The organism is Micromonospora sp. AP08 (assembly GCF_008085935.1).
Classification (GTDB): Bacteria; Actinomycetota; Actinomycetes; order Mycobacteriales; family Micromonosporaceae; genus Micromonospora; species Micromonospora chersina.
Genome location: NZ_VSEZ01000015.1, coordinates 113797 through 137181 on the forward strand (window position 1 = coordinate 113797; position 23385 = coordinate 137181).

Here is a 23385-nt window from a genome sequence, read left to right on the forward strand (position 1 = left end):
AGGCTGCCTCTCATGCTGCGCGTGGTGGTGTTCGACGCCGACGAGACCCTGCTCGACCTGCGCCCGGCGGTGACCGGCGGGCTGGTCGCCGTACTCGAGGAGATGCGGCGGCTGACGCCGGCGGCGGCCGCGCTGTCCCTCGCGGACCTGGAGGCCGACTGGCACGCGGTCTTCGGCGAGCGGAGCGCGGCGCCGGTGCAGGAGATCCGGCGCGCGGCGCTGGCCCGGTCGCTGGCCCGGGCCGCACTCGACGACCACCTGGACGCGGTGGCGGCGCTCTTCTTCGCCCGCCGCTTCGCGCTCACCCGCCCGTTCGCCGACGCGCTGCCCGCCCTCGCCGCGCTCCGCGGGCGCTACCTTCTGGGCTACGCCACCAACGGCAACAGCCGCGCGGAACGCTGCGGGCTCGCGGGCGAGTTCGCCTTCGAGCGGTACGCGCACGACGGCGGCCTGCCCAAGAAGCCCGCCCCCGAGTTCTACGCCGCGGTGGTCGAGGCGGCGGGCGTGCCGGCGGAGCAGATCGCCTACGTCGGTGACTCCCTCACCCACGACGTGGCCGGCCCGCAGCGCGCCGGCCTGCGGGGGATCTGGCTGAACCGGCAGGGCCTGCCCTGCCCGCCCGGACTGCGTCCGGACGCGGAGGTGGCGACCCTGGCCGACCTCCCCGCGGCGCTCGGCGCCCTCGACGCGGTGGCCCCGATAGCGACGCCGTAGCCGTTCACGGCCGCCAGCCCCGGGCGACCAGCGCGCCGCGGATGTCGCGGACCAGCACGGGGAAGTCCCGGTCCAGCCGACCACCGGTCATGCGCGGCACCAGCCAGCCGGCCGCCTGGAGCTGGTGGCACCGTTGACGGTCCCGGTCCAGCCGATCCGGGTCGGCATGCCACGGGTCGTCGTGCTCGGCGGCGACACGGAACTCCGGCCATGCCAGGGCGGGGTGCAGGACCAGGCCCGACGGCCCGCGCACCGGGTGCCGCGCGACGGGGCGGGGCAGGCCGGCCAGCAGCAGCCGGACCCGCAGGTGCGACTCGGGCGCGGACCGCGCCCCGGGATCCGCCAGGCCGAACACCCAGCGCGCCCGCCGGCCACCGGGTCGTCCCGCGTTGCGATCGGCCACCTCGGCCAGGTCGGTCCGGCTGACCCTGCCCATCCGCAGCAGGGCATCGACGATCCCGACCGCGCGGACCGGGTCGGACCAGACCGCTGACTCCCAGGCGCAGACGGCCGGCTCGGAGCGCAGCAGCCGGCCCGGCCCGCCCGGCAGGCCCGGCTCGCCGCCCACCGGGCCGGGCTCCGCGATGGCGGTGGCGACGACCGCCGTGCTGCTCGGGAGGCCGATGGTGGGGTGGTTTCCACCAGGGGTGGTGGTGTTCGCCGGGCCGTCGGCGGGGCCGTTCCGGGTGGTGTTCGCCGGGCCGGCCGCGGCGGTGGCGGGGGCCAGGAGGCCGATCCGTTCGGGCGACGACGGGGCCTGGTGCACCCGCACGCCGGGCTGGGCGTCGGCCCGGGCCGACGCCGGGAGCAGGACGTGCACGTCGTCCCGGAAGCCGGCGGCGTCCACGACCCCGTGCAGGTGGGCCGCCGAGGGGCCGGCGAGCAGCGTGCCCGGCGGGAGGCGGAGCAGCGCGGCGCGGCAGGCGAGCGTGTGGTCGCGGTCGAGGCGGGCGTCCGCGTAGACGTCCTGCCGGAGCCGGACCCAGGAGGCGCCCCGGAGCTGGTGCCGGGTCAGCAGCCCGCGCCGGACCACGTCCGAGCCACGGAAGACCTGCCAGGCCAGCTCGGGCGGTCGATGGGGATGAGGTGGCATGTCGACCAGCCTGACCGCGACGGACCGCCGCCCGACACCCCTGTGGACAGCTGCGGCCGGCCCCGACGAGGGGCCCTGTGGACAACCGCCACGGCGCCCGGACGGTGTGCTAGCGGCTCCCGCCCCGCCTGCGGCGGAAGTCAGGACTGGTCAGGACAGGGCCGCGGCGATCGACTCGGCGGCGGCGGACACCTGGGCGCCGACCTCGGTGACGTCGAGCGGGGTCAGGGAGACCACCCCGACGCTCGCCTCCAGCCCCGGCACCCCGAGCACCGGCGCGGCCACCCCGTACGCCCCGGACTGCAACTCCCCGCTGGTGCTCACCGGGCCGGCGGCGCCCGCCCGGCCGGCCAGGATGGCCCGCCCGGCCGCGCCCCGCTCCAGCGGATGCCGCGAGCCGGTCCGGTACGCCACGTGGAACGAGGTCCAGCTCGGCTCGACCACCGCGAGGGCGACCCCCTCGCCGCCCTCGACCACGGTCAGGTGGGCGGTCGCCCCGGCCTGCTCGGCGAGCAGGCGCAGGGCGGGCAGCGCCCCCTCGGCGAGCAGCGGCTGGGCCCGCCGGGCCAGGTGCAGCACCCCGACGCCGAGCCGGAGGCGCCCGTCGCCGTCACGCCGCAGCATGCCGTGGTCGGTCAGCGCGCCGACCAGCCGGTAGACGGCCGCCCGGCCGATGCCCAGCCGGTTCGCCGCCTCGGTGACGGTCATTCCGCCCGGCGCGTCGGCGACCAGGTGCAGCAGGCGCAGCCCCCGGTCCAGGGTCTGCGCCGTCTCTCCCGCACGTGCCGCCGTGTCCACAGCACGCAGCGTACGACCCGGCTCCGGGGTACCTCGAAATGCGCGGACGGCTACCCTTGTACGGTGACGCTACGCCTGTATGACACCGCCACCCGTTCGGTGCGGGACTTCGTCCCGCGGGAAGCCGGCAAGGTGGGGGTCTACCTGTGTGGTCTCACCCTCCAGGCCCCGCCGCACATCGGCCACCTTCGTTCCGGTGTCAACTACGACGTGCTGCGCCGCTGGCTCACCGCCTCCGGTTTCGAGGTCACCTTCATCCGCAACCTGACCGACATCGACGACAAGATCCTGGTCAAGGCGATGGAGCAGGAGCGGCCGTTCTGGTCGATCGCGTACGCCAACGAGCAGATCCTGGCCGCCTCCTACCGGGCGCTGAACGTGCTGCCGCCGACCTACGAGCCGCGGGCCACCGGGCACATCCCGGAGATGCACGAGCTGATCGCCCGGCTCATCGAGACCGGGCACGCCTACCCGGCCACCGACGGCTCCGGCGACGTCTACTTCGACGTGGCCTCCTGGCCGGCGTACGGGTCGCTGTCCGGCCAGTCCCCGGAGGACATGCAGTCCGCCGGGGACGCCCCGGACCGGGGCAAGCGCGACCCGCGCGACTTCGCGCTGTGGAAGGGGGCCAAGCCGGGCGAGCCGGCCGACGCCTACTGGCCGTCGCCGTGGGGCCGGGGCCGGCCCGGCTGGCACATCGAGTGCTCGGCCATGTGCTGGCGCTACCTGGGCGCGGAGTTCGACATCCACGGCGGCGGGCTCGACCTGACCTTCCCGCACCACGAGAACGAGATCGCCCAGTCGCAGGCCGCCGACCTGCCGTTCGCCCGCTACTGGGTGCACCACGGCCTGCTCGGCATCGGCGGCACCAAGATGGGCAAGTCGCTGGGCAACACCCTCGACCTCGACTACGTGGCCTCCCTCGGGGTGCGCCCGGTGGAACTGCGCTACTACTACGCCGCCGCCCACTACCGGTCCCGCATCGACTACTCGGAGGACGCGCTGCGGGAGGCCGCGGTCGCCTACCGGCGGATCGAGGGCTTCGTGCAGCGGGCCGCCGAGAGAATCGGCGCCGGGCAGCCCGGCGAGCTGCCGGCCGGCTTCGTCGCGGCGATGGACGACGACCTCAACACCTCGGCCGCCCTGGCCGTGCTGCACGAGGTGGTCCGGGACGGCAACACCGCCCTGACCGCCGGCGACGATGTGACCGTCCGCACGACCCTGGCCGCCACCCGGGCGATGCTGGATATCCTCGGTGTCGACCCCCTGGACCCGGCCTGGACCGGCGGTGGCCGTGCGGACGACCTGCGCGGCGTGGTGGACTCCCTGATCGCGCTCGCCCTGGAGCAGCGCGCCCAGGCCCGCAGCCGCAAGGACTGGACCGCCGCCGACGCCGTACGCGACCAGCTCAAGCAGGCCGGCGTGGTCGTCGAGGACACCCCCCAGGGCCCGCGTTGGACTATTGGAGAGCAGGACTGATGGCCGGCAACTCGCAGCGCCGTGGCCGGCGACTGACCCCGAAGGCGGGTGCCCCGAAGGGCTCCGGCGGCAAGAACAAGGACTCCCTCGCCGGTCGGGGCCGCACCCTCCCCGCCGACGAGCGGCCCTGGCACAAGGCGTACTCGGGCACCGAGAAGCTGCCCCAGCGCACCGCCTGGAAGCAGGACAAGGAGCGCCGCGCGGCGGCCGAGGAGGGGCGTGCCCCCAAGATCGGCCAGCCGGGCAGCAAGGACACCACCTGGGGCAAGGGTGGGGGCCGGGGCGTCCCCGCCGCGAAGGGCCGCGGCGGCAAGCCCGCCGGCCGGTCCGGGCCGCGGGTCGCACCCGGCCGCAAGGCGAACCCCGCCAAGGACAGCCCGGAGCTGCTGGTCGGCCGGAACCCGGTGCTGGAGTCGCTGCGCGCCCAGGTGCCGGCGACCGCCCTCTACACGGCTCAGGGCATCGACATCGACGACCGGGTCAACGAGATCGTGCGCACCGCCGCCGACCGGGGCATCGCGATCCTGGAGATCAGCCGGGCCGAGCTGGACCGGATGACCGGCGGCGTGCTGCACCAGGGCGTCGGCCTCCAGGTGCCGCCGTTCGCGTACGAGCCGTTCGAGGACCTCATGGCGGCGTCGCTGGAGCAGGCCGCCCCGCTGCTGGTCGCGCTCGACGGGGTCACCGACCCGCGCAACCTCGGCGCGGTCATCCGGTCGGCCGCCGCGTTCGGCGCGCAGGGCGTCTTCGTACCCGAGCGGCGGGCCGCCGGGATCACCGCGACCGCCTGGCGGACCAGCGCCGGCGCGGCCGCGCGGGTGCCGGTCGCCCAGGTCACCAACCTGACCCGGTCGCTCAAGGCGTGCAAGGACGCCGGCTTCATCGTGGTCGGCCTGGACGCCGACGGGCAGACCGACCTCTACGACCTGGAGGCCGCGGTCGGCCCGCTGGTCGTGGTGGTCGGCTCGGAGGGGCGCGGGCTGTCCCGCCTGGTCGGGGAGACCTGCGACCTGACCGTGAGCATCCCGATGGTCTCCGACGTCGAGTCGCTCAACGCCAGCGTCGCCGCGGCGGTCACCCTCGCCGAGGTCGCCCGCCGCCGCTCCGCCGAGGCGTAACGACGACACGGAAAAGGGGCGGTCCGCCGTGGCGGGCCGCCCCCTTCTTCGCGTACGTCAGATCCGGTTGCCGGTGGCGGCGTGGAAGACGTGGCTGCGGCCGGTGCGCGGCTTGACGAACACGGTGTCGCCCATGTTCGGCATGGAGCGCCGGTCGGTGCGGACCACGAACCGCTCGTTGTGGCCCTCGAGCGCGGCGTGGCCGTAGACGTTGGCGTCGGAGCCCAGGTCCTCGACCAGCTCGACCACGACCGGCATGCCGCCCTCGGTCGGGCTGACCAGGTCGCAGTCCTCCGGACGGAAGCCGACGGTCACCTTGCCGTCGCCGCCCTCGGCGCGGGCCGCCTCGACCTGCTCGCGGGTCAGCGGCACGTTCAGCTCGGCGAACGCGGCGCCGTTCTCGGTCAGCGGCACGGTCTTGATGTTCATGGCCGGGGAGCCCATGAAGCCCGCGACGAAGACGTTGGCCGGGGTGTCGTAGAGCGCCCGCGGGGTGTCCACCTGCTGGAGGACGCCGTCGAGCATGACCGCGACCCGGTGACCCATGGTCATGGCCTCGACCTGGTCGTGGGTGACGTAGACCGTGGTGACGCCCAGCTTGGCCTGGAGCGACGCGATCTGCGTGCGGGTCTGCACCCGGAGCTTGGCGTCGAGGTTCGACAGTGGCTCGTCCATGAGGAAGACCTGCGGCTCGCGGACGATCGCGCGGCCCATGGCGACACGCTGGCGCTGGCCACCGGAGAGCGCCTTCGGCTTGCGGCTGAGGAACTCCTCCAGCTGGAGCAGCCCCGCCGCCTCCTTGACCCGCCGGTCGATCTCCGACTTCGAGGTCTTGCGCAGCTTCAGGGCGAACGCCATGTTCTCGTACACCGTCATGTGCGGGTAGAGGGCGTAGTTCTGGAAGACCATCGCGATGTCGCGGGCCTTCGGCGGGAGGTGGGTGACGTCCCGGTCGTCGATGTAGATCGCGCCGTCGTCGACGTCCTCCAGGCCGGCGAGCATCCGGAGGCTGGTGGACTTGCCGCAACCCGACGGGCCGACCAGGACGAGGAACTCCCCGTCGCCGATCTGGAGGTCGAGCTGGTTGACCGCGGGGCGTTCGGTGCCCGGGTAGATCCGGGACGCCTTCGCGTAGGTGACCGTAGCCATGGTGAAGCGCTTCCTTTCACCGGCAGGAACGTGCCGGACGATCCGAGTGGAAGGAGCGACCGGCACCCGAGGTGCCGGCCAACGGGCGGTCGACCGGGCAGCCGAGGCCAACCGGAGTGTCGTCCGTGTCACTGCACCGTAAACGGGTTTGGCGAGCCTGCCAAGACGGGAGGGAGCCGGTGGGGCGGACCGCATACGGCATAACGGTCAGTCGGGCACGGCGAGGTATCAATCTCCACGGTCGTGGCTGCGTCCGGGCATCGATCCGTTGGCGCGGAGGTCAGGAAATTGACGTTTTCCGTGCTCGGGAGCCCTGCCGAACGGGATTTTCGGCCATCGGTCGCTATGCTGAGCCCGGACCACACGCCCCTGTAGCTCAGCTGGCCAGAGCACTCGCCTTGTAAGCGAGATGTCGCCGGTTCGATCCCGGCCGGGGGCTCCATTCCCCTCAGGTGTCTCGCGGCGGCAGCCGCCGCGAGACGGCCCGATGACAGCAACGCTGACAGCAACGCGGTTCATGACAGCCGTCCGTCGAGCTTGCCGAGCGCCTGACGCATCGCATCAAGGTTGGCGTGAGCGTAGACCTTGAGGGTGAGCTTCACGTCCGCGTGCCGGGCGATGGCCTGGACGACGTGCGGCGGGACGCCCAACTCCATCAACAGCGACACGACCGTGTGCCGCAGGTCATGAAGGCGGACACCGGGCAGACCGGCGGTCTCCCGAACGACCCGTTCCACCAGCGTCCCCGTACCTCCACCCAACGCAGCCTAGTCGAACACACGTTCGACCGCCCGGCTTCTAGTCCCACCAGATGCTTTGACGAATCCGTCCCACGACATCCGTGACGGTCGGCCTTGACCCTAGGGGGTTACGGCACCTGCGCGTCGTGGAGGCGTGCACTGGCGTGGCGCTACCGCTGGCTCGCCTCAAGACGAGAAACTCTCTGCCATGCCGGAATACGGGAAGATCCAGTTCGTACAGGTGGCCGTCCAGGTCATCCCCGTCCTCGTGGTCGTCGTCATGGCCGACCAGTTCATTCGTCGTGACGCCGACCACCCGGTACACCGCATTCACGCGTCCACCGCCATCGCGGTTGGACTGGGCTTTGCGATCTTTGGTGAGGTTGCCGGATTCCAGGCGCTTTTGACAGGACCGACAGAACAGACGATTCCTCTCGTCGCTGCGGGGCTTATCGCGCTCGCGGCGACGGCACTTCTCCCACGGCTCGCTGAGCTTCACGTAAGTAGGCACTCCGACGTAGCCCGCCGGTTCGTGAACAGAATGCTCCCAATGACGATCGGCGGCGTAGGCGCGTTCGTCAGTAGTCTGCAGGCGCCGTTGTGGTGGCGCATCGTCACGTACGCCTTCATTGCGGTGAGTTGGCTGGCGAGTCTTGCCGACGCAGCCGTTACGGCTCGTAAGGACCTGGCGGCAGACGGACGGATGTCACGCCGCCAGAAGTGGGCCAACGTGAGGGCGGCGAAAGACGCCGCCGCAGAAGTCGAGCAGGCTCTCCAACGTGGCGACGTGGAGGCTGCCGAGGCGGCACGCAGGAAGGTGCTGCAATTGATCGACGAGACGCGCCGCGCGATATCCGTCGGCACCGAGCAGCAGTCCCCCCAGGGCAAGGAGTCAGAGATTCGAATGCAGGTCGATCAGGTGGATGGCGGGCGTACAACTAGGCCCAGTGCCGCTCAGCAGACCCGGTTGGCTGCATCCGTGCCTCCGCCGTGGATGCTCGCCTCCGTGGCCGTCGCCGTTGTGGCGGTGTTTGTGCGCCGTCGGAGAAAACGCTGAAACGACGTAGGTCGGACGTTCCGCTCTACCATCGGGCACCGCACCGCCTCTTCCACTTCGCAGGTCCCGAGACCGGGCAGCGGCTGCCGGACAGCGGCTGCCGGCGAAGTCCGTTCAAAGTTTCTGTACGTCTTCAAGGCGGCCCTGAGCGGGCCGCACGCGCCGCCGCCTGGGCGCGCGCCGGCCGCTGCCGCTGTCGCTCTGCGGCCGTCACGCCTGATGCCCGGCGGCTGGCGCGGAGAGCGGGAAGCCCGGAGGGCCGCCGCAGAACGACAGGCCGTTGACCGATGTGTTGGTGGGCCGGCAGCCGGCCGGGCCGCGCGGCCTCGAGCCCGCGCGGCGTGGGGGAGCGGACGCCGGCCGCGTCGGCGAGCTGGCGGCGGTCGCGGGGTTGCGGTGACTGCGCCTCCGGCGGGGGCGCTCCGGCTCCAGGATGGCCGGGGCTCCGCCGGCGGGTCGCGGTCATTGGGTGGTTGCGGTAGGCCATCCCGCCTGCCATCAACCCGGGCGAGCCGAGCAGACCACCGCCCGACCCGCCAGCGTCCGAACGTGCGTCAAGGTCGTCTTGACGTGGCGGGCCCGGCGGCGGCCTGCTCCCCACAGGGCGGGTCGACGGCAGACGGGATGGCAGACCGGCCGCGTTGGCGGTAGGCGAGGAGGCAGCCTGCGGCGTCGAAAGCGTGCAACCGCGGAGCCCTCTGCGACCCCTAGATCAGGGGTTTGCGGGCCAGGGGCCCTGCCGGTGTGAAGTGCACGGGCACCCCACAACCGTCTCATCGATCGACTGAGTTCGGCGTCAACAGGTGATTGACAGTCAGGTAACCGACAGCGCACGCCGTTGGGTAGCACCGCAGTGGGCCTTGGTCGTCTAGGGTGACACCTCAGCGGAACTCAGGATGGGGACAGGGTTGAGCGCCACAGCCGCGCAGCAGCGCAAAGAGCTGAACGATAGCCGCCACCAGGTCGATTTCGACACCTATGACATCACTGTGGATGAGCTACTTCGACGCGTGGAACGAGGACGGATCGACGTCGCTCCCGCGTATCAGCGCAAGTTTCGCTGGGATGAGGCTCGCCAGTCCGCGCTCGTGGAGTCAATATTCCTCGGCATCCCAGTCCCCCCGCTATTCATGGCGACGAACGCAGAAGCGGGTCAGGCAAACAGTTGGGAAGTCGTAGACGGTCTCCAGCGAGTCACCACGCTCGTGAACTTTGCCGGCAGTGATAGAGCCAAAACGAAAATCGGGCTGTCAGGTGGCGGCCTTCGACTGACTGGGCTTGAAAAGCTCAAGTCATTTGAAGGGGCTTATTTTGAGACGCTTCCAGGTGATTTGCAGTCCCTCTTCGAGGATCGACCCTTGAAGATCGTGGTGCTTAATGATAAGAGCAACGTTCGGGTACGCTTCGATCTCTTCGAGCGGATCAACACAGGTGGGATTAAGCTGACGGCCCAGGAAGTGCGAGAATGTGTCTCCCGCGGTCCGTTTATTGACCTGCTAGAAGAGCTCGCGTCGCGCGACTACTTTAAGGCTGTAGTCCGACTTTCCGACAGCAACCAGAACGACGGCACGCGAGAAGAGTTCGTCCTCCGCTTTTTCGCATACCTTGAGAACTATCAAAACTTCGAGCACGCCGTTAAAGAATTCTTAGACGAGTTCACCATCGCGGCCACGGAAAAGCCCAGTTTGCTTCGGCGCACCAAGATTTTTGATAGGACCTTCAAGTTCCTTGAAGAGTGCTTCCCGGGCGGCATTAAGAGCCGCAAGGGGTTAACGCCTGTAAACCTCTTCGAGGGGGTGGCCGTGGGGGCTGCCCTTGCGCTTCAGCAGAAGTCGAGACTTGCCATACCGGAAGACGTTGACTGGATCAACGGGCCTGAATTGCGGATGTATACATCAGGCGCAACGAATACAAGGAACAGGGTTAGGGGGCGGATCGAGTACTGCCGGGACAAGTTCCTTGAATACTAAAGTCGACTGCGCCCCGCATCGTCAGCAGTTAATTGAGCGCGTCGGTGTTGCGCGCAGACTAGTTGAAGCCACGAGGCCCGCACTTCCGTCTCTTGATGATGGCGACAGCGCTGGCGGCACTTCCCGGAGTGATATTTCTCGTGAGGCGCGTGGCCTAGCGGTTGTTCTGCTATTCGCGTCTTACGAGAACCTCCTCTACACGCTATGCCGAAGCCTACTGGAAGCCGCCGCGAAGTCTCGTGCGCATGCGAGGAGGCTAAAGCCTGGTATCCAGTTATTTCTCGTGCACGGCGAGCTCGTCAGCTTGGCTGATAGCGGTAGGAAGAAACTTTGGAAGGCGTCAGGCCCTCAGGTGGTCGCCGCCCTGTCCCGCCCTGCGCGGGAACTGAATAAGGACCTCTTCCCGGACGATGGAAGCTTCATGAAGAGGTCCCAAGTCCGGCTCTTTTGCGACGTCTTTGACCTTGGAAATCCTGCTCCTGTCTTGAGAGAGCTTTGGGACCGCATAGATGCAGTCGTTGAGCAGAGGAACGGAATTGCGCATGGCCGGCTAACGCCCGAGGAGGTCGGACGTGGCTACAGTCATGGCGAAATGTTGAATCTAATCGACCTTTGGGAAAGTCGCTGGTGCGACTTCCTGGATTGGGTCGAGCCACAATGTCAGGGTTCTGCCTTCTATTTAGGCAGGCGGTAGCCCAAGTGCCTGATCGGGGGTTGTCATGACTCAGGAGCGCTTGCAGGAAGCGATGCTTCAGTTCCGATCAATGCCGCCGAGAGCGCCAAACCGGCAGGCGGCAATCCAAGCTTACTGCTGTGAAGAACTGGCGCGTAGGGGCCTTTATGGAGCGCAGATGGAGGTGCCTCTGCCAGGAGCCTATCGGGGCAAGTTTTGGGATGTTGGAGTAGTTTCTGACACTGGCGAGGTCACCCTGGGGATCTCGTGTAAGTCCATCATCTCCAATCATGCGGGAACCGTTCCTAACCGCATCGATGACCTGCTCGGTGAGGCCGGCAATCTACATCGGCGATGGCCGCGTGCGGTTATCGGCTACCTCTTCATGATGTCGCGCGTCGACGAATCTGTTCAGCAGACGAAGGCACGCAACCTTGCGATTGCAAGGGGCACCCCCGAAAGTGTCGTCGCGTACAAGGCACGCGAGCGGAGCGACCTGTGGTTTCAGCGCCTAGGCGATAGCGTGAACCTGGCGTCGGGACGCGTCGGCGAAGACGACTTCCCCGAGAAGTTCGAAGTGGTCTCGTGCTCGCTGCTGGACTTCGAGGCGGGTCCGCCGTTTCCGGTGATGTATCACCCTTCGACGCCCGACCCCGATGAGTTCTTCGACCGGCTCGTAGAGATCCACCAGCAGCGGTTCGGGTATCCCTGAACAAAATAGCTGGGACCGGCCCATCGGGCCGGTCCCAGAATCAATTGATCCAAGCGTCGAGTGTCGTGGTGTCGGGTTAGATCTGGCTCGACCGTTCGATGAAGATGCGCCTCGCGTCATCGTCCAATCGCGGCTGGCCGAGTCGAGCCTCAACCATTTTGAAGTATTTGGGCTCGACCTCGTAGCTAATTGATGACCTATTCAGCTGGAGGGCGGCAAGCGCGGTAGTTCCGGTGCCTCCGAACGGGTCGAGCACTGTGTCGCCGACGAATGAGAACATTCGGATGAGTCTCTCCGCGATTGCTAGCGGAAAGGGCGCTGGGTGCGCCTTGAGGGAAGCCCCCCGAATATCGTCCCAGATCGTCCGGTACATCTTTACGTACTCGTCGGTCGGGATGAAACTTTGCTGCTCCATCTCAGCAGAAGGAGACCGGTAGCCTCCCGGCTTACGCAAGAAGATGATGTGTTCAATATCGTTCTTGATCACGCCGCCGGGTAGGTTCGGCTTACCGAGAAAGCGGCTGGAGTTCGACGCCTCTAGCTTGATGTTCGCGACCTTGTACCAGATGATGCCTTGCAGATGGTCCAGGCCAAGGCGCCGCGCTCTCACGCGGATATCTGAGCCAAGGGGTAGCACGTAATGCCTACCGCCTTTGGATCGTGCCACGTTGACATCTCCCACAACGCAACAGATCCGGCCACCCGGCACGAGGACCCGAGCGCATTCGGCCCAGACCTTGTCGAGCTCGTCCAAGAACTTCTCGTAGTCGTCGATGTCGCCGAGCTGGTCGGGATTGCCGGGCTCGTATTGCTTTAGGTTCGCGTAGGGAGGCGACGTGACGACGAGGTGCACCGATTGGTCCGGAATCTCGGGCATGTACCGGCTGTCACCGAGGATGACCTTGTGCTCGGTTGGACCCTCTCGCAACGTTTCGCGCGGATTCCTCGCAGGCTTGGGTGGCACAGGCACTCCTCATGACTTGTGGGGGTCGAGTCTACGAACGGCCGGCGGCAAGCAACAGGAGGCTCGCCAACGACCCCTAGTGCGACGCCCTCGGGATGCCGGGCTGCCCGACCTCCTAGAGATCAGGCCCGTCCAAGAAGGCGAGGGTAGCCAAGAGCTGTGATGAGCGAGGGCGTTCAAAGGCCCTCGAGTGACTCGCGGCACGTCGGAGTGGGCGCTAGCTGGCAAGCGCTGGCACGGATGAAGTGCCGAGGATGCAACCAATCGCGGACGTGTGCGCAGCCAAGGCGCAGAGCTTGTGCGCGAGGAGCCAGGCAGCGAGGCAGCGAGAAGGCAGCACGAGCGCTGGGGCAAATCGACCCCGAACGTGAACCAACGATGCGTAGCACCTGGTCGTCCATGCGCGCCGCTACCAGTTGGGAGCGGCGAACAGATCGAGACCGCATCCCGCCGGAGGGGGTCAGCCGGGGTTGCCGACGGAAGGGCTGTCGACAGCAACGCTGACAGCAACGCCGCCGGACGGCGGCACACTGACGCGCGCTGGCATGGACGAAGCTCCGAGCGTGCAGCCGTTGCCGGACGCGTGCGGACGCGACGCACAGAGCTTGTAAGCGAGATGTCGCCGGTTCGATCCCGGCCGGGGGCTCCATTCCCCTCAGGTGTCTCGCGGCGGCAGCCGCCGCGGGACGCCCCGCTCGACGGATTCTCCGCCGGCGTGCTCGCGGGCCCGTCTGATGCTGGCCACCTCGCCCTTGATCGGCCACCAGTAGAACGGGACGAACGCGGCGAACACCACCAAGCCGAGGGCGGGGTTCCATGCGCCCAGGGCGGTTCCGGCGGCGATCCACACGGGCGCCGGCCGGAAGCGCCTGCTGATCGCCGCCGCGGCGGCCGAGTCGGTGTCCCGGTCCAGCAGGCGGCGGCCGTACCGCGCGTACTCCCAGATGACGTTGAACAGGATCGCCGCCACCTCGTAGGAGATCCCGTAGAAGACGACGGCGGTCCGCTGGCCGTGGCCGGACTTGAACGCGCCGGCCAGGACGGCCGAGGCGAAGGGAAGGAACGCGATCTGCATCAGCAGGAGGGTGTTGAGGAGCAGCACCAGGCGATCCGCGGCGCGGATGTGGTCGAACATGACGTGGTGGTTCACCCACATCTGACCGATGAGCAGGAAGGTGAGGAAGTACGCCGCATAGGACGGCCAGAGTTCCCGGAGGCCGTGCCACAGGTGCCGGGTGTCCTCCGGCGGCCGGATCTCCAGGACGAGCAGCGTGACGGCGATGGCGACGACCGCGTCACTGAACCCGACGACCCGTCTGGGGTCCCGCTCTGCACCCACCGGGGTGCTGCGCCGGTCCTTCCGGTCACCGCCGGCCGTGCGAGACCAGGGCATTCCCCCACGAGCCACCTCTGGCCTCCTCGGCGCGGACCTGGTCGACTCCAGCCCGGCAGCCTTCCCCACCGTTGTCGGGGACAAACCCGCACCCGGCGGGGCGGAGGTGCGCACACCCCCGCCCCGGACGCCGGCCGTCGGTTCAGCCCCAGTTCTGCGGGGCCGGCTGCCGGGTGGTGGCGTTGATCCGGTTGAAGAAGTTGGTGGTGGCGATCCAGAGCACCAGCGCCGCCAGTTCCTTCTCCCCGAAGTGCTTCGCCGCCTCGTCCCACACCGCGTCCGGCACCGCGTCGCTCCGGTCGGCGAGCCGGGTGGCGTGCTCGGCCAGGTCGAGGGCGGCACGCTCCGCGTCGGTGAAGTACGGCGTCTCGCGCCAGGCGGCCACCGCGAAGAGCCGCTCCTCGGTCTCGCCGTTCTTCCGGGCGCCGCGCGCGCCGGAGTCGACGCAGGCGCTGCACCCGTTGATCTGGCTGGCCCGCAGGTGGACCAGTTCCAGGGTGGTGCCCGGCACGCCGGCCGAGTACGCGGACTTGTAGAGCAGGTTGACGGCCTTCACGGCGTCGGGGAGGAGGGCTGCCGGGTTCTGGATGCGCGCCTCGAGAGACATTTTCGTCCGTCCTGTCCTGTTAGGCTGGCCGGCGTTCGCCGCGCGGCCGCTGTCGTCGTCCGTCACCGGGTTGTCGAGGGCGGGACCGGCGGCGTGACAGATGTGACGGCGGTCACCCGGAGAGCGTGGGGGATGGCGGGGCCGTGAGCGACACCGACCTGTTGGTCCGCAGCTTCGAGGAGCAGCGCCCGCGCCTGCGCGCGGTGGCCCAGCGGATGCTCGGTTCCGGCGCCGAGGCCGACGACGCCGTGCAGGACACCTGGCTCCGGCTGAGCCGCGCCGACGTCGACGCCATCGACAACCTGCCCGGGTGGCTGACCACCACGGTCGGCCGGGTCTGCCTGGACCGGCTGCGCTCGGCCAGCAGCCGGCACGAGGAGGCCACCGACGAGGCGGGGGACGGGCCGGCCGGGGAGGCGGTCGGCGGGCGGGACCCGGAGCAGGAGGCGCTGCTCGCCGAGTCCGTCGGCCAGGCGCTCGAGGTGGTGCTGACCACCCTCGGCCCGACCGAGCGGCTGGTGTTCGTGCTGCACGACATGTTCGCCGTCTCCTTCGAGGAGATCGCGCCCGTGGTGGACCGCACCACCCCGGCCGTCCGGCAGATCGCCAGCCGGGCCCGCCGCCGCGTGCAGACCCGGTCGGCCGACCCGGTCGCCGACCCCGCCCGCCAGCGCCGGGTGGTCGAGGCGTTCCTCACCGCGTCCCGGGAGGGCCGCTTCGACGACCTGGTCGCCCTCCTCGACCCGTACGTGGTGCTGCGCGCCGACGCCGCCGCCGTGCGGATGGGCGGGACCGCGGAGTCGCGCGGCTCCTCGGTGGTGGCCGACTTCTTCAACGGCCGCGCCCAGGCCGCCCTGCCCGCGTTCGTGGACGGGCTGCCCGGTGCGGTGGTCGTCGTGGACGGCCGTACCCGCCTCGCGCTCAGCTTCACGGTCACCGACCGGATCATCGGCATCGAGGTGGTGGCCGATCCCGAGCAGCTCCGGGAACTCGACCTGGTGGTCGGGTGAGCCGCGCGGTCGAGGAGTCGAACCGGGCGATGCTGCGCGCCCGGGACGCCATGGACCGGGCGTACGCGGAGCCGCTCGACGTGCCGGCGCTGGCCCGGATCGCGCACGTCTCGGCGGCGCACTTCATCCGCACCTTCCGGGCCACCTTCGGCGAGACGCCGCACCGCTACCTGCAACGGCGGCGGGTGGAGCGGGCCATGTACCTGCTGGTGCAGACCGACCAGCCGGTCACCGAGATCTGCCACCTGGTGGGTTTCGGCAGCCTCGGCACCTTCAGCCGGACGTTCCGCGACATCGTCGGTGAGTCGCCGTCGGCCTACCGGCGGCGCAAGGTGGCGCCGGTGGCCGCGCCGAGCTGTTTCACCATGGCCTGGATGCGGCCGAGCGCGGCGGTCACCGGCCGCGGACGCGACGACGCACGGTGACCCAGAGCCGGTCGCCGAGCCGGGTCCGCCGGATCCAGCGCAGCGCGGCCAGCCGGCCCGTCGCCGGGGTACGCGGGCGCGGCGGCGCGACGAGGCGGGCGTAGGTGGCGCCGGTCGGCGCGCCCGTGGTGCCGGGTTCGAGCCGCTCCGAGGCCACCGCCAGCGCGGTGAACTGCTGGAGGACGCGGGGATCGGGCCGGCCGTCCCGGACCGCGGTGCGCAGCGCCCGCTCCACGGCCGGGCGGCGCATCAGCCCGGTGAGCGGCCCGTGTGCGGTGTCCAGCAGGTCAGCGACGGCGGCCACCCCGTCGCCCTCCCAGACCCGGGCGGCGGTGGACGGCCCGGTGGCGGCGCTGACGAACGGCACCTCCGCCCACTCCGGCACCAGCCGGGCGATCAGCGCGGTGTGCAGCAGCCGGTCGCGTTTCTGGGCCACGCTGAGGGCGAAGGTGGTGGCCACGAAGCCCGGCGCCAGGAACGGGGTGACCATTCCGGTGAGGTACGCGGAGGTGCACCACCGGCGCATCCGCTCGACCAGGTAGAGGTAGTCGACCAGGTGCTCGTCGCGCAGGCCGAGGCCGCGGGCGTGGGTCAGCACGGCGGTGACCCGGTCCCGTTCGGCGGCCAGCGCCTCGGGCGCCGCGGCGGCGTGCGGCACACCGGCCAGCAGCTTGGCCAGGCCCGCCTGTTCCGGCGTCGGGGCGGGATCGGCGTCGGCCGCCGGGTACCAGAAGCCGACCGCGAGTTCGCCGGCCGCGCCGGTGAGGCTCGCCGCGCGGGTCGTCTCGGGCAGCCGGTCGCGCACGGCCGGGCGGGCCAGGTAGGTCGAGGGGAACTGGTGGTCGTGCAGGTGGGCGAGGCGTCGGGCGCGCTCGCGCAGGCCGGTGCCGAGCACGCTGGCCGGGGCGCCGGCGAGCTGGGTGCGATGGTCCGGGCGCAGTCCCCGCTTCTCCCGGAGGAGCTGCACCAGCCGGCGGGCCACCTCGCCCTCCGCCGGGGTGTCGTCGTTGGTGACGAGCCGGGGCGTGCGCCCGGCGGCGATCAGCGTGGCGGCGATGAGCCGCGAGTCCTTGCCGCCGGAGAGGCCGAGGGTGACCTCGGCGTCGTGCAGCGGGTGCAGACTGGCCGCGGCCCGGGTCAGGGCGTCGGCGGCCCGGTCCAGCCGCTCGTCCAGCGGCCGTCCCTGGTCGGCGTATCCGCCGCACACCACGTCGTCGGTGCCGTACCGCAGTTCGGTGCCGAGGTGCCAGCCGCCCTCGGCCCGGCGGTGGCCGGTGACCCGTTCGCCGGGGCGCAGCAGCCGGGTGCCGTCGATCGGCGACAGGTCGCCGCCGAAGTGCCCGCAGAGGGTGTACGAGGTCCAGCCGGCCAGGTCCGGCCGGGCCCTGCCGTGCAGGAACGCGGCGAGCAGGCTGGGGCGGGTGCACCAGGCGGTCACCCCGTCGGCGGCGCCGGTGAACACGCGGGCCATTCCGAGCCAGTCCTGTTGCAGGGCGAACCGGTCCCGGTCCAGCGCCAGCAGCCCGAACGGCGGCACCGCCTCGCGGTGCACGTCCGCACCGGCGAGCAGCCGCGCGGCCAGCGCGGTCGGGCCGCCCGCCGTGTCGAGCCCGACCGGTATCCCCAGCGAGACCGCGGTCACCGGGCCCTCGGTGCCGACCGTCGGCCACCGGTACGCGCCGGGGTCGGCGGGGTGCAGCACCAGGACGCCCCAGTCGTCGCCGCCGAACTCGTGGCGTCGCCAGGTGTCGGGCACCACCTCGGCGGCGGCCCGCTCGAACCGGTCCCACCGGGCGGCCCGCGCGGCCTCCGGCAGCGGAGCCGCGGCGAACCAGGCCAGCATCACCTGCATCTGCGGTCCCTCCGAGTCGGGGGTGGAGCGGCTGAGTGGCCAGCAAGTTAACAATTGATGACGGTGGGTTGTGTCCCGTGCGGACAAACGACGCAAGCTGGATCTCGTCGCGTTCGCCCGGGCGGCGCGGGCGAACCCGTCACTTTTGGATAAGCGGCAGGTCAGCGGGCTGCTCTAGCGTTCCAGGCATGACGATGACCTCGATTTCCCGCTCCCAGATCTACGTCCTCGACCAGGACGAGGCGCTCGACTTCTACGTCGGCAAGCTCGGCCTCGAGGTGAACACCGACCAGGACCTCGGCTTCATGCGGTGGCTCACGGTCAACGTTCCGGGCGACCCGGAGCACGAGATCCTGCTGGAGAAGCCGGGCCCGCCGGCCCTCGACCCGGCCACCGCCGAGCGGGTCCGCGAGCTGCTGACCAAGGGCGCGATGAGCGGCTGGCTCTGCCTGACGACCGACGACGCCCGCAAGTCGTACGAGGATCTGGTGGCCAAGGGCGTGGACGTGACCGACGAGCCGACCGAGCGGCCGTACGGGATCGACTTCGGAATCCGCGACCCGTTCGGCAACCGCATCCGCATCGGCCAGATGCACCCGCGCGCCTGACCGGCGGGACTGCGCGGTCGGGAGCGGGCGGCTAGTCTCGCCTCTCCCGACCGCGGAGGTGACCCGAGTGCCCAGCCGACTGCTCTACCTGGTCCGGCACGGCGAGCAGGACCGGCCGGAGGAGGAGGAGGACACCGGCCTGTCGGCGCGTGGCCGCCGGCAGGCGACGCTGCTGGGCGAGCGCCTGCGTGGCACGCCGTTCGCCGCCGTCCACCACGGACCGGCGCGACGGGCCGTGGAGACCGCGAAGCTGGTCTGCGCCGCGCTGCCGGGTGTCCCGGTGTACGAGGACGACCGTGCCGGGGACCACATGCCGCACGACACCGACCCGGCCGGCCTGCCCGAGAGGTATGCGGCCTTCCTGGCCGGGTTCACCGAGCGGGAACGGCTCGACGGGCCGCGCGTGACGGCGGAGGCCGTGGCCCGCTTCGCGACCGCACCCGCCGAGGGCGACGTACGCGAGTTGATCATCACGCACAACTTCCTGGTCGCCTGGCTGGTCCGGCACGCGCTCGAGGCCCCGGAGCACCGCTGGATCGGGCCCGTTCACCTGAATTGCGGGCTGACCGTGATCCGCTACAGCTCCGATGTCCCTCCGACGCTGATCGCGGTGAACGACGTCGCCCACCTCCCTCCCGACCTCCGCGCCACCGGCCTCCCCCCGGCCTACCGGATCTGACCCGGTACCACGCCGTCGATCATGAGGTTGGCGGGGTCGAAGCGGACATTCCGCACCGCCAACCTCATGATCGACGAGGCGGGGGCGGGCGGGTCAGGCGGCGAGCAGCTTGACCACGGCTTCGGCCAGGGCGCGGGCGGACTGGGGGTTCTGGCCGGTGGCGAGGCGGCCGTCGACCACCACCTGCTCGGTGAAGTTGGGCGCCGGGACATGCTGGGCGCCGGCCTCGGTCAGCTTGTCGGCGAGCAGGAACGGGACCTCTCCGGTGAGGCCGACCGCCGCCTCTTCGTCGTTGGTGAAGCCGGCCACCCGCTTGCCGGCGACCAGGTGGGAGCCGTCGGAGAGCTTCAGGTTCACCAGCGCCGACGGGCCGTGGCAGACGGCGGCCACCACCCCGCCGCGCTCGTAGATCGAGCGGGCGATCCGGGCCAGGTCCGGGTCGTCGGGGAAGTCCCACATGGTGCCGTGGCCGCCGGCGAAGAAGATCACGTCGTACCCCGTCGGGTCGACGTCGGCGGCCTTCGGCGTGTCCGCCACCCCGGCGGTGGCGAGGAACTCGTTCTGGGTCTTGTCGTTGCTGTCCCGACCGTCGAGCGGCGGCTGTCCGCCGGCCACCGAGACGAGGTCGACCTGGTGGCCGGCGGCCCGGAAAACCTCCCACGGCTCGGCGGCCTCGCCCACGTAGAAGCCGGTTCGGCGGCCCGTCCGGCCCAGCTCGGAGTGACTGGTCAGCGCGATGAGTGCACGAGTCATGCCGACCATGCTGGCGCGCGGATCCATAGCTGACCAATAGGCCGAGGTAACCCCAGCGATAGGTTTACTGATGTGAAGGTGTCCCTGGACCTGCTCCGCAGCTTCCTCGCCGTGCACCGGTCGGGGTCGATCACCGGCGCGGCGGAGCTGCTCGGGCTGGCCCAGCCGACGGTGACCGCCCAGCTGCGCGCGCTGGAGGAGGCGGTCGGCCGGCCCCTGTTCGAGCGGCTGCCCCGGGGCGTCACCCCGACCGCCGCCGGGAACGAACTGGCCCGCCGCGTCGCCGACCCGCTGGACCGGCTCGCCGCCGTGCTGGCCGAGGATCCGGCCACGGCGTACCCCCGGACGGTCTTCCTCGGCGGGCCGGCGGAGTTCCTCGCCGAGCGGGTGCTGCCGGCGCTGGCCGGGCCGGTCGCCGACGGCCTCGAACTCCGCGTCTCGGCCGGGCTGCCGGAGCGGTTGGTGGACGACCTGGCGGCCGGGCGGCTCGACCTGGCGGTGACCAGCGTGCGCCCGCGCCGCCGGGGCGTGGCCGTGGAGCCGCTCTACGACGAGGAGTTCGTGCTGGTGGCGGCGCCGGCCTGGGCCGGGCGGCTGCCGGACCGCGTCACCGCCGCGGCGCTGCGCGACGTGCCGCTGGTGGCCTACGGCGAGGAGGCCCCGATCCTGCGCCGATACTGGCGGACCGTCTTCGACACGCGGCTCACCCGGACGCCCAGCCTGGTCGTGGCGGACCTGCGGGCGGTCCGGGCGGCGGTGGTGGCCGGTGCCGGGGTGAGCGTGCTGCCGACGTACCTCTGCCGGGACGAGCTGGCGTCCGGGGCGTTGCGCGCGCTGCTCGCGCCGCCGGTGCCCCCGCTCAACACGCTGTTCCTGGCGGCCCGGCCGGGGGTGACCGGCCGCCGCGAGGTCCAGGCGGTGCGACGGACTCTGCTGGCGGCGGCGGCCGGCTGGTGAGGGCCGGGATCAGCCGGTGGCGCGGGTGAGCAGGTCGACCACGGCGGCGGTGGCGGGCGGCGGGGTGGCGTCGGGTGGGCAGTCCACGTAGCTCGTGGTGGTCGGGCCGACGGTGAGCCGGTAGCTGAACGCGTCCGCGCACATGGTCGCCGGGATAGTGGCGGCGGCCTCGGCGGCCAGCCGCGAGTCGGCGGCGAGTTGCCGCAGCCGGTCGAGGTCGGCGGCGCTGAGCTGGCCGGTGCGGGAGGCGCCGGTCCGGTCGACGCGGGTCCACCGGCCGTCGGGCGACACGGTGACGGTGTCGTTGAGCCCGACGATGCCGCCGGACTTCGTCAGCTCCACCGGCACGCCCGGCGCGGCGGTGGTCGGGGCCGGTCCGGTGGACGCGGGCGCGTCGCCGTTCCGGGCGCAGGCGGCGAGCGGGGTGAGAAGCGCGGCGAGGAGGGTCGCCGCGACGGGGGTGGCTCTCATGCCGATCGGACGCACGGCGGAGCCACCCGGTTCCGACACACTCCGTCGCATCGTCCGAACGGTCAGTGTCTCCGGCAGGAAAGCGCTCGCACCCTTTCACGTTCTTCGATGTATCGCTATATCTACATCAGTGACTACCCCCGTCACAACTTCCCCCCTTCAGGAGGGCACGTGAAGCGATCCGTCGCCGCCGTCAGCGCAGCGCTGCTCACCAGCGGCGTGCTGACCTGCGTCACCACCACGGCGTACGCGGCAACCCCCAGCGTCCCGACCCCCGAGTCCGCCGCAGCCCGTGCGGACAGTCTGCTCCGCGCCAACCCCGGTGCCGTCCAGGGCGCCAGCGGAGAGGCGTACCAGGCCGTCCGCACGAAGGTGGACCCGTCCGGGGCCACCCACACCCGGTACGCCCGGACCTACCACGGCCTGCGCGTCTACGGCGGCGACTTCGTCGTGCACACGGCGTCGAACGGCACGATGGCCGGGACATCGGTCGGCCTGGCCGCGCCGCTCGCGCTGAGCACCACGGCCAAGGTCGGCTCGGCCGCGGCCAAGGCCAGCGCGCGCAAGACGTTCTCCGGCTCGCTCACCTCGGTGGGCGCCCCCGAACTCTTCGTCGACGCCAGCTCCGGCAAGGGCCGGCTGGCCTGGGAGACCGTCGCCAGCGGCTGGAAGGCGGACAAGCAGACGCCGTCCAGGCTGCACGTCGTCACGGACGCGACCACCGGCGCGGTGATCGGTTCCTACGACGAGATCGAGACGGTGGTCGGCAGCGGCCAGGGCATCTACACCGGCACGGTCAGCATCGACACGACGCTCTCCGGCAGCACCTACCAGATGGTGGACCCGTCGCACGGCAACGGCCGTACCTGCGACATGAACAACACCACCGGCGGCACCTGCACCACCTTCACCGACCCCGACAACAACTGGGGCAACGGCACCAACTCGAACCGGCAGTCCGCCGGCGTCGACGCCCACTTCGGCGCGGCGAAGACCTTCGACTACTTCAAGAACACCCACGGCCGCAACGGCATCTTCGGCAACGGCGCGGGCGTGCCGAGCCGGGTGCACTACGGCAGCAACTACGTCAACGCCTTCTGGGACGGGTCCCAGATGACCTACGGCGACGGCTCGGGCAACTCCCGTCCGCTGGTCTCGCTCGACGTCGCCGGGCACGAGATGAGCCACGGTGTCACCGAGGCGCTGTCCGGCCTGGTCTACTCCGGTGAGCCCGGCGGTCTCAACGAGGCCACCAGCGACATCTTCGGCAACATGGTGGAGTTCTACGCCGCCGCGCCGAGCGACCCGGGCGACTACCAGGTCGGTGAGAAGATCAACATCAACGGCAACGGTACGCCGCTGCGCTACATGTACAACCCGTCGCTGGACGGCTCGTCCGACTCGTGCTGGTCGACCAGCACGAAGAACAAGGACGTGCACTACTCCTCCGGCGTGGCCAACCACTTCTTCTTCAACCTGGCCGAGGGCACCGGCTCCACCGCGTACGGCACGTCGCCGGTCTGCGGCTCGGCGCCGGCGGTGACCGGCATCGGTCGCGCCAAGGCGGAGAAGATCTGGTACCGGGCGCTCGACGTGTACTTCACCTCGAACACCTCGTACGTCAACACCACCACCCCGTCGAACACCGCCCGGGCCTACACGCTCAAGGCGGCGACCGACCTGTACGGCAACTGCTCCACCGAGTACAAGACCGTCCAGGCGGCGTGGACCGCGGTGAACGTGGCCGGCAACGACGCGCCCTGCGGCTCCACCGGCAACGACTTCTCCGTCTCGCTCTCCCCGACCTCCGGCTCGGTGACCGCGGGCGGTTCGGTCTCCACCACCGTCGCCACCGCCACCACCAGCGGGACCGCGCAGACCGTGACGTTCTCCGCGTCCGGCCTGCCGAGCGGCGCCACCGCGTCGTTCAGCCCGTCCTCGGTGACCTCCGGCGGCTCGTCCACGCTCACCATCGCCACCACGGCGAGCACCCCGGCCGGCACCTACTCGGTGACCGTCACGGGCGCCGGCTCGGTGAGCCACTCGGCGACCTACACGCTGACCGTGAACGGCACGGGCGGCGGCTGCACGGGCGCCGGTCAGAAGCTCGGCAACCCGGGCTTCGAGTCCGGCAACACCGTCTGGTCGTCCACCTCGGGCGTC

Annotated in this window: 22 protein-coding genes and 1 tRNA gene; 13 read left to right on the forward strand and 10 right to left on the reverse strand. The window is 70.6% G+C overall.

Going from position 1 to position 23385, the window contains the following annotated elements; translation table 11 throughout:
- Positions 1-12: 12 nt before the first annotated feature.
- Positions 13-714: an HAD family hydrolase gene (locus FXF50_RS23260; RefSeq protein WP_148430992.1), complete on the forward strand. Its 702-nt coding sequence runs from the start codon at positions 13-15 to the stop codon at positions 712-714.
- Between the two features lie 4 nt (positions 715-718).
- On the opposite strand, the gene FXF50_RS23265 is transcribed toward FXF50_RS23260, so the two are convergent.
- Together FXF50_RS23265 and FXF50_RS23270 are read right to left on the reverse strand one after the other, a co-directional pair.
- The gene (locus FXF50_RS23265) at positions 719-1807 is read right to left on the reverse strand and encodes a hypothetical protein (protein WP_148430993.1); all 1089 of its coding nucleotides are present in this window, start codon (positions 1805-1807) and stop codon (positions 719-721) included.
- 150 nt (positions 1808-1957) lie between these two features.
- On the reverse strand, positions 1958-2605 hold the full coding sequence (locus FXF50_RS23270) for an IclR family transcriptional regulator (RefSeq protein WP_148430994.1): 648 nt from the start codon (positions 2603-2605) through the stop codon (positions 1958-1960).
- Positions 2606-2668: 63 nt separating this feature from the next.
- Here FXF50_RS23270 and cysS point away from each other — a divergent pair, with 63 nt between their 5' ends.
- Positions 2669-4084 (forward strand): cysteine--tRNA ligase, encoded by a 1416-nt coding sequence (gene cysS, locus FXF50_RS23275; protein WP_148430995.1) that lies wholly within the window; start codon positions 2669-2671, stop codon positions 4082-4084.
- Positions 4084-5202, forward strand: coding sequence for a 23S rRNA (guanosine(2251)-2'-O)-methyltransferase RlmB (gene rlmB, locus FXF50_RS23280; RefSeq protein WP_148430996.1), 1119 nt, complete (start codon positions 4084-4086; stop codon positions 5200-5202). Before cysS ends, rlmB begins: the two co-directional genes overlap by 1 nt.
- Before the next feature lie 57 nt (positions 5203-5259).
- On the opposite strand, the gene FXF50_RS23285 is transcribed toward rlmB, so the two are convergent.
- Positions 5260-6351, reverse strand: a complete 1092-nt coding sequence (locus FXF50_RS23285; protein WP_091317264.1) for an ABC transporter ATP-binding protein — start codon at positions 6349-6351, stop codon at positions 5260-5262.
- Positions 6352-6716: 365 nt separating this feature from the next.
- Here FXF50_RS23285 and FXF50_RS23290 point away from each other — a divergent pair.
- A tRNA-Thr gene (locus FXF50_RS23290) sits at positions 6717-6793 on the forward strand.
- A 73-nt stretch (positions 6794-6866) separates the two neighbouring features.
- On the opposite strand, the gene FXF50_RS23295 is transcribed toward FXF50_RS23290, so the two are convergent.
- On the reverse strand, positions 6867-7088 hold the full coding sequence (locus FXF50_RS23295; RefSeq protein WP_255510155.1) for a tyrosine-type recombinase/integrase: 222 nt from the start codon (positions 7086-7088) through the stop codon (positions 6867-6869).
- A 211-nt stretch (positions 7089-7299) separates the two neighbouring features.
- Between FXF50_RS23295 and FXF50_RS23300 the strand changes: the two genes are divergently transcribed.
- The 3 genes from FXF50_RS23300 (at position 7300) to FXF50_RS23310 (ending at position 11503) form a co-directional block, all read left to right on the forward strand.
- A complete protein-coding gene (locus FXF50_RS23300) occupies positions 7300-8148 on the forward strand; it encodes a hypothetical protein (protein ID WP_148430997.1) in 849 nt (282 codons plus the stop codon).
- A gap of 908 nt (positions 8149-9056) precedes the next feature.
- On the forward strand, positions 9057-10118 hold the full coding sequence (locus FXF50_RS23305) for a DUF262 domain-containing protein (RefSeq protein WP_187399780.1): 1062 nt from the start codon (positions 9057-9059) through the stop codon (positions 10116-10118).
- Between the two features lie 851 nt (positions 10119-10969).
- Positions 10970-11503, forward strand: coding sequence for a hypothetical protein (locus FXF50_RS23310; RefSeq protein WP_148430999.1), 534 nt, complete (start codon positions 10970-10972; stop codon positions 11501-11503).
- Between the two features lie 76 nt (positions 11504-11579).
- Here the strand turns inward: FXF50_RS23310 and FXF50_RS23315 are convergent, their stop codons facing one another.
- The 3 genes from FXF50_RS23315 to FXF50_RS23325 form a co-directional block, all read right to left on the reverse strand.
- Positions 11580-12467, reverse strand: coding sequence for a site-specific DNA-methyltransferase (locus FXF50_RS23315; RefSeq protein WP_222866087.1), 888 nt, complete (start codon positions 12465-12467; stop codon positions 11580-11582).
- A gap of 655 nt (positions 12468-13122) precedes the next feature.
- Complete coding sequence (locus FXF50_RS29595) at positions 13123-13875, reverse strand: TMEM175 family protein (protein WP_255510156.1); 753 nt, start codon at positions 13873-13875, stop codon at positions 13123-13125.
- Between the two features lie 127 nt (positions 13876-14002).
- On the reverse strand, positions 14003-14467 hold the full coding sequence (locus FXF50_RS23325) for a carboxymuconolactone decarboxylase family protein (RefSeq protein WP_148431001.1): 465 nt from the start codon (positions 14465-14467) through the stop codon (positions 14003-14005).
- Between the two features lie 143 nt (positions 14468-14610).
- Between FXF50_RS23325 and FXF50_RS23330 the strand changes: the two genes are divergently transcribed.
- Both FXF50_RS23330 and FXF50_RS23335 read left to right on the forward strand, forming a co-directional pair.
- Positions 14611-15477, forward strand: a complete 867-nt coding sequence (locus FXF50_RS23330) for a sigma-70 family RNA polymerase sigma factor (protein ID WP_222866088.1) — start codon at positions 14611-14613, stop codon at positions 15475-15477.
- Complete coding sequence (locus FXF50_RS23335) at positions 15474-15902, forward strand: helix-turn-helix domain-containing protein (protein ID WP_091317269.1); 429 nt, start codon at positions 15474-15476, stop codon at positions 15900-15902. The genes FXF50_RS23330 and FXF50_RS23335 overlap by 4 nt, the downstream gene beginning before the upstream one ends.
- Here FXF50_RS23335 and FXF50_RS23340 read toward each other — a convergent pair.
- Positions 15871-17754 (reverse strand): hypothetical protein, encoded by a 1884-nt coding sequence (locus FXF50_RS23340; protein WP_148431002.1) that lies wholly within the window; start codon positions 17752-17754, stop codon positions 15871-15873. The two genes, FXF50_RS23335 and FXF50_RS23340, sit on opposite strands and share 32 nt — an antisense overlap.
- 188 nt (positions 17755-17942) lie before the next feature.
- Between FXF50_RS23340 and FXF50_RS23345 the strand changes: the two genes are divergently transcribed.
- Together FXF50_RS23345 and FXF50_RS23350 are read left to right on the forward strand one after the other, a co-directional pair.
- Positions 17943-18362, forward strand: coding sequence for a VOC family protein (locus FXF50_RS23345; protein WP_148431003.1), 420 nt, complete (start codon positions 17943-17945; stop codon positions 18360-18362).
- A 67-nt stretch (positions 18363-18429) separates the two neighbouring features.
- Positions 18430-19041, forward strand: a complete 612-nt coding sequence (locus tag FXF50_RS23350; protein ID WP_187399781.1) for a histidine phosphatase family protein — start codon at positions 18430-18432, stop codon at positions 19039-19041.
- 93 nt (positions 19042-19134) lie between these two features.
- Here FXF50_RS23350 and FXF50_RS23355 read toward each other — a convergent pair whose 3' ends face one another.
- The gene (locus tag FXF50_RS23355; RefSeq protein WP_255510157.1) at positions 19135-19794 is read right to left on the reverse strand and encodes a type 1 glutamine amidotransferase domain-containing protein; all 660 of its coding nucleotides are present in this window, start codon (positions 19792-19794) and stop codon (positions 19135-19137) included.
- A gap of 72 nt (positions 19795-19866) precedes the next feature.
- Between FXF50_RS23355 and FXF50_RS23360 the strand changes: the two genes are divergently transcribed.
- The gene (locus tag FXF50_RS23360; protein WP_148431006.1) at positions 19867-20751 is read left to right on the forward strand and encodes a LysR family transcriptional regulator; all 885 of its coding nucleotides are present in this window, start codon (positions 19867-19869) and stop codon (positions 20749-20751) included.
- A 9-nt stretch (positions 20752-20760) separates the two neighbouring features.
- On the opposite strand, the gene FXF50_RS23365 is transcribed toward FXF50_RS23360, so the two are convergent.
- Entirely contained in the window at positions 20761-21222 is a 462-nt protein-coding gene (locus FXF50_RS23365) for a protealysin inhibitor emfourin (protein ID WP_148431007.1), read from the reverse strand.
- A 171-nt stretch (positions 21223-21393) separates the two neighbouring features.
- Between FXF50_RS23365 and FXF50_RS23370 the strand changes: the two genes are divergently transcribed.
- On the forward strand, positions 21394-23385 hold a 1992-nt coding region (locus tag FXF50_RS23370), incomplete at its 3' end, for a M4 family metallopeptidase (protein ID WP_148431008.1).

What these genes read in the sequence shown, in the direction of transcription:
- FXF50_RS23340 (WP_148431002.1), bottom strand. Translation starts at nt 17,754, where the DNA reads ATGCAGGTGATGCTGGCCTGGTTCGCCGCGGCTCCGCTGCCGGAGGCC.
- FXF50_RS23265 (WP_148430993.1), bottom strand. Translation starts at nt 1,807, where the DNA reads ATGCCACCTCATCCCCATCGACCGCCCGAGCTGGCCTGGCAGGTCTTC.
- FXF50_RS23300 (WP_148430997.1), top strand. Translation starts at nt 7,300, where the DNA reads ATGCCGGAATACGGGAAGATCCAGTTCGTACAGGTGGCCGTCCAGGTC.
- FXF50_RS23355 (WP_255510157.1), bottom strand. Translation starts at nt 19,794, where the DNA reads ATGACTCGTGCACTCATCGCGCTGACCAGTCACTCCGAGCTGGGCCGG.
- FXF50_RS23285 (WP_091317264.1), bottom strand. Translation starts at nt 6,351, where the DNA reads ATGGCTACGGTCACCTACGCGAAGGCGTCCCGGATCTACCCGGGCACC.
- FXF50_RS23365 (WP_148431007.1), bottom strand. Translation starts at nt 21,222, where the DNA reads ATGAGAGCCACCCCCGTCGCGGCGACCCTCCTCGCCGCGCTTCTCACC.
- FXF50_RS23345 (WP_148431003.1), top strand. Translation starts at nt 17,943, where the DNA reads ATGACGATGACCTCGATTTCCCGCTCCCAGATCTACGTCCTCGACCAG.
- FXF50_RS23325 (WP_148431001.1), bottom strand. Translation starts at nt 14,467, where the DNA reads ATGTCTCTCGAGGCGCGCATCCAGAACCCGGCAGCCCTCCTCCCCGAC.
- rlmB (WP_148430996.1), top strand. Translation starts at nt 4,084, where the DNA reads ATGGCCGGCAACTCGCAGCGCCGTGGCCGGCGACTGACCCCGAAGGCG.
- FXF50_RS23260 (WP_148430992.1), top strand. Translation starts at nt 13, where the DNA reads ATGCTGCGCGTGGTGGTGTTCGACGCCGACGAGACCCTGCTCGACCTG.
- FXF50_RS23310 (WP_148430999.1), top strand. Translation starts at nt 10,970, where the DNA reads ATGGAGGTGCCTCTGCCAGGAGCCTATCGGGGCAAGTTTTGGGATGTT.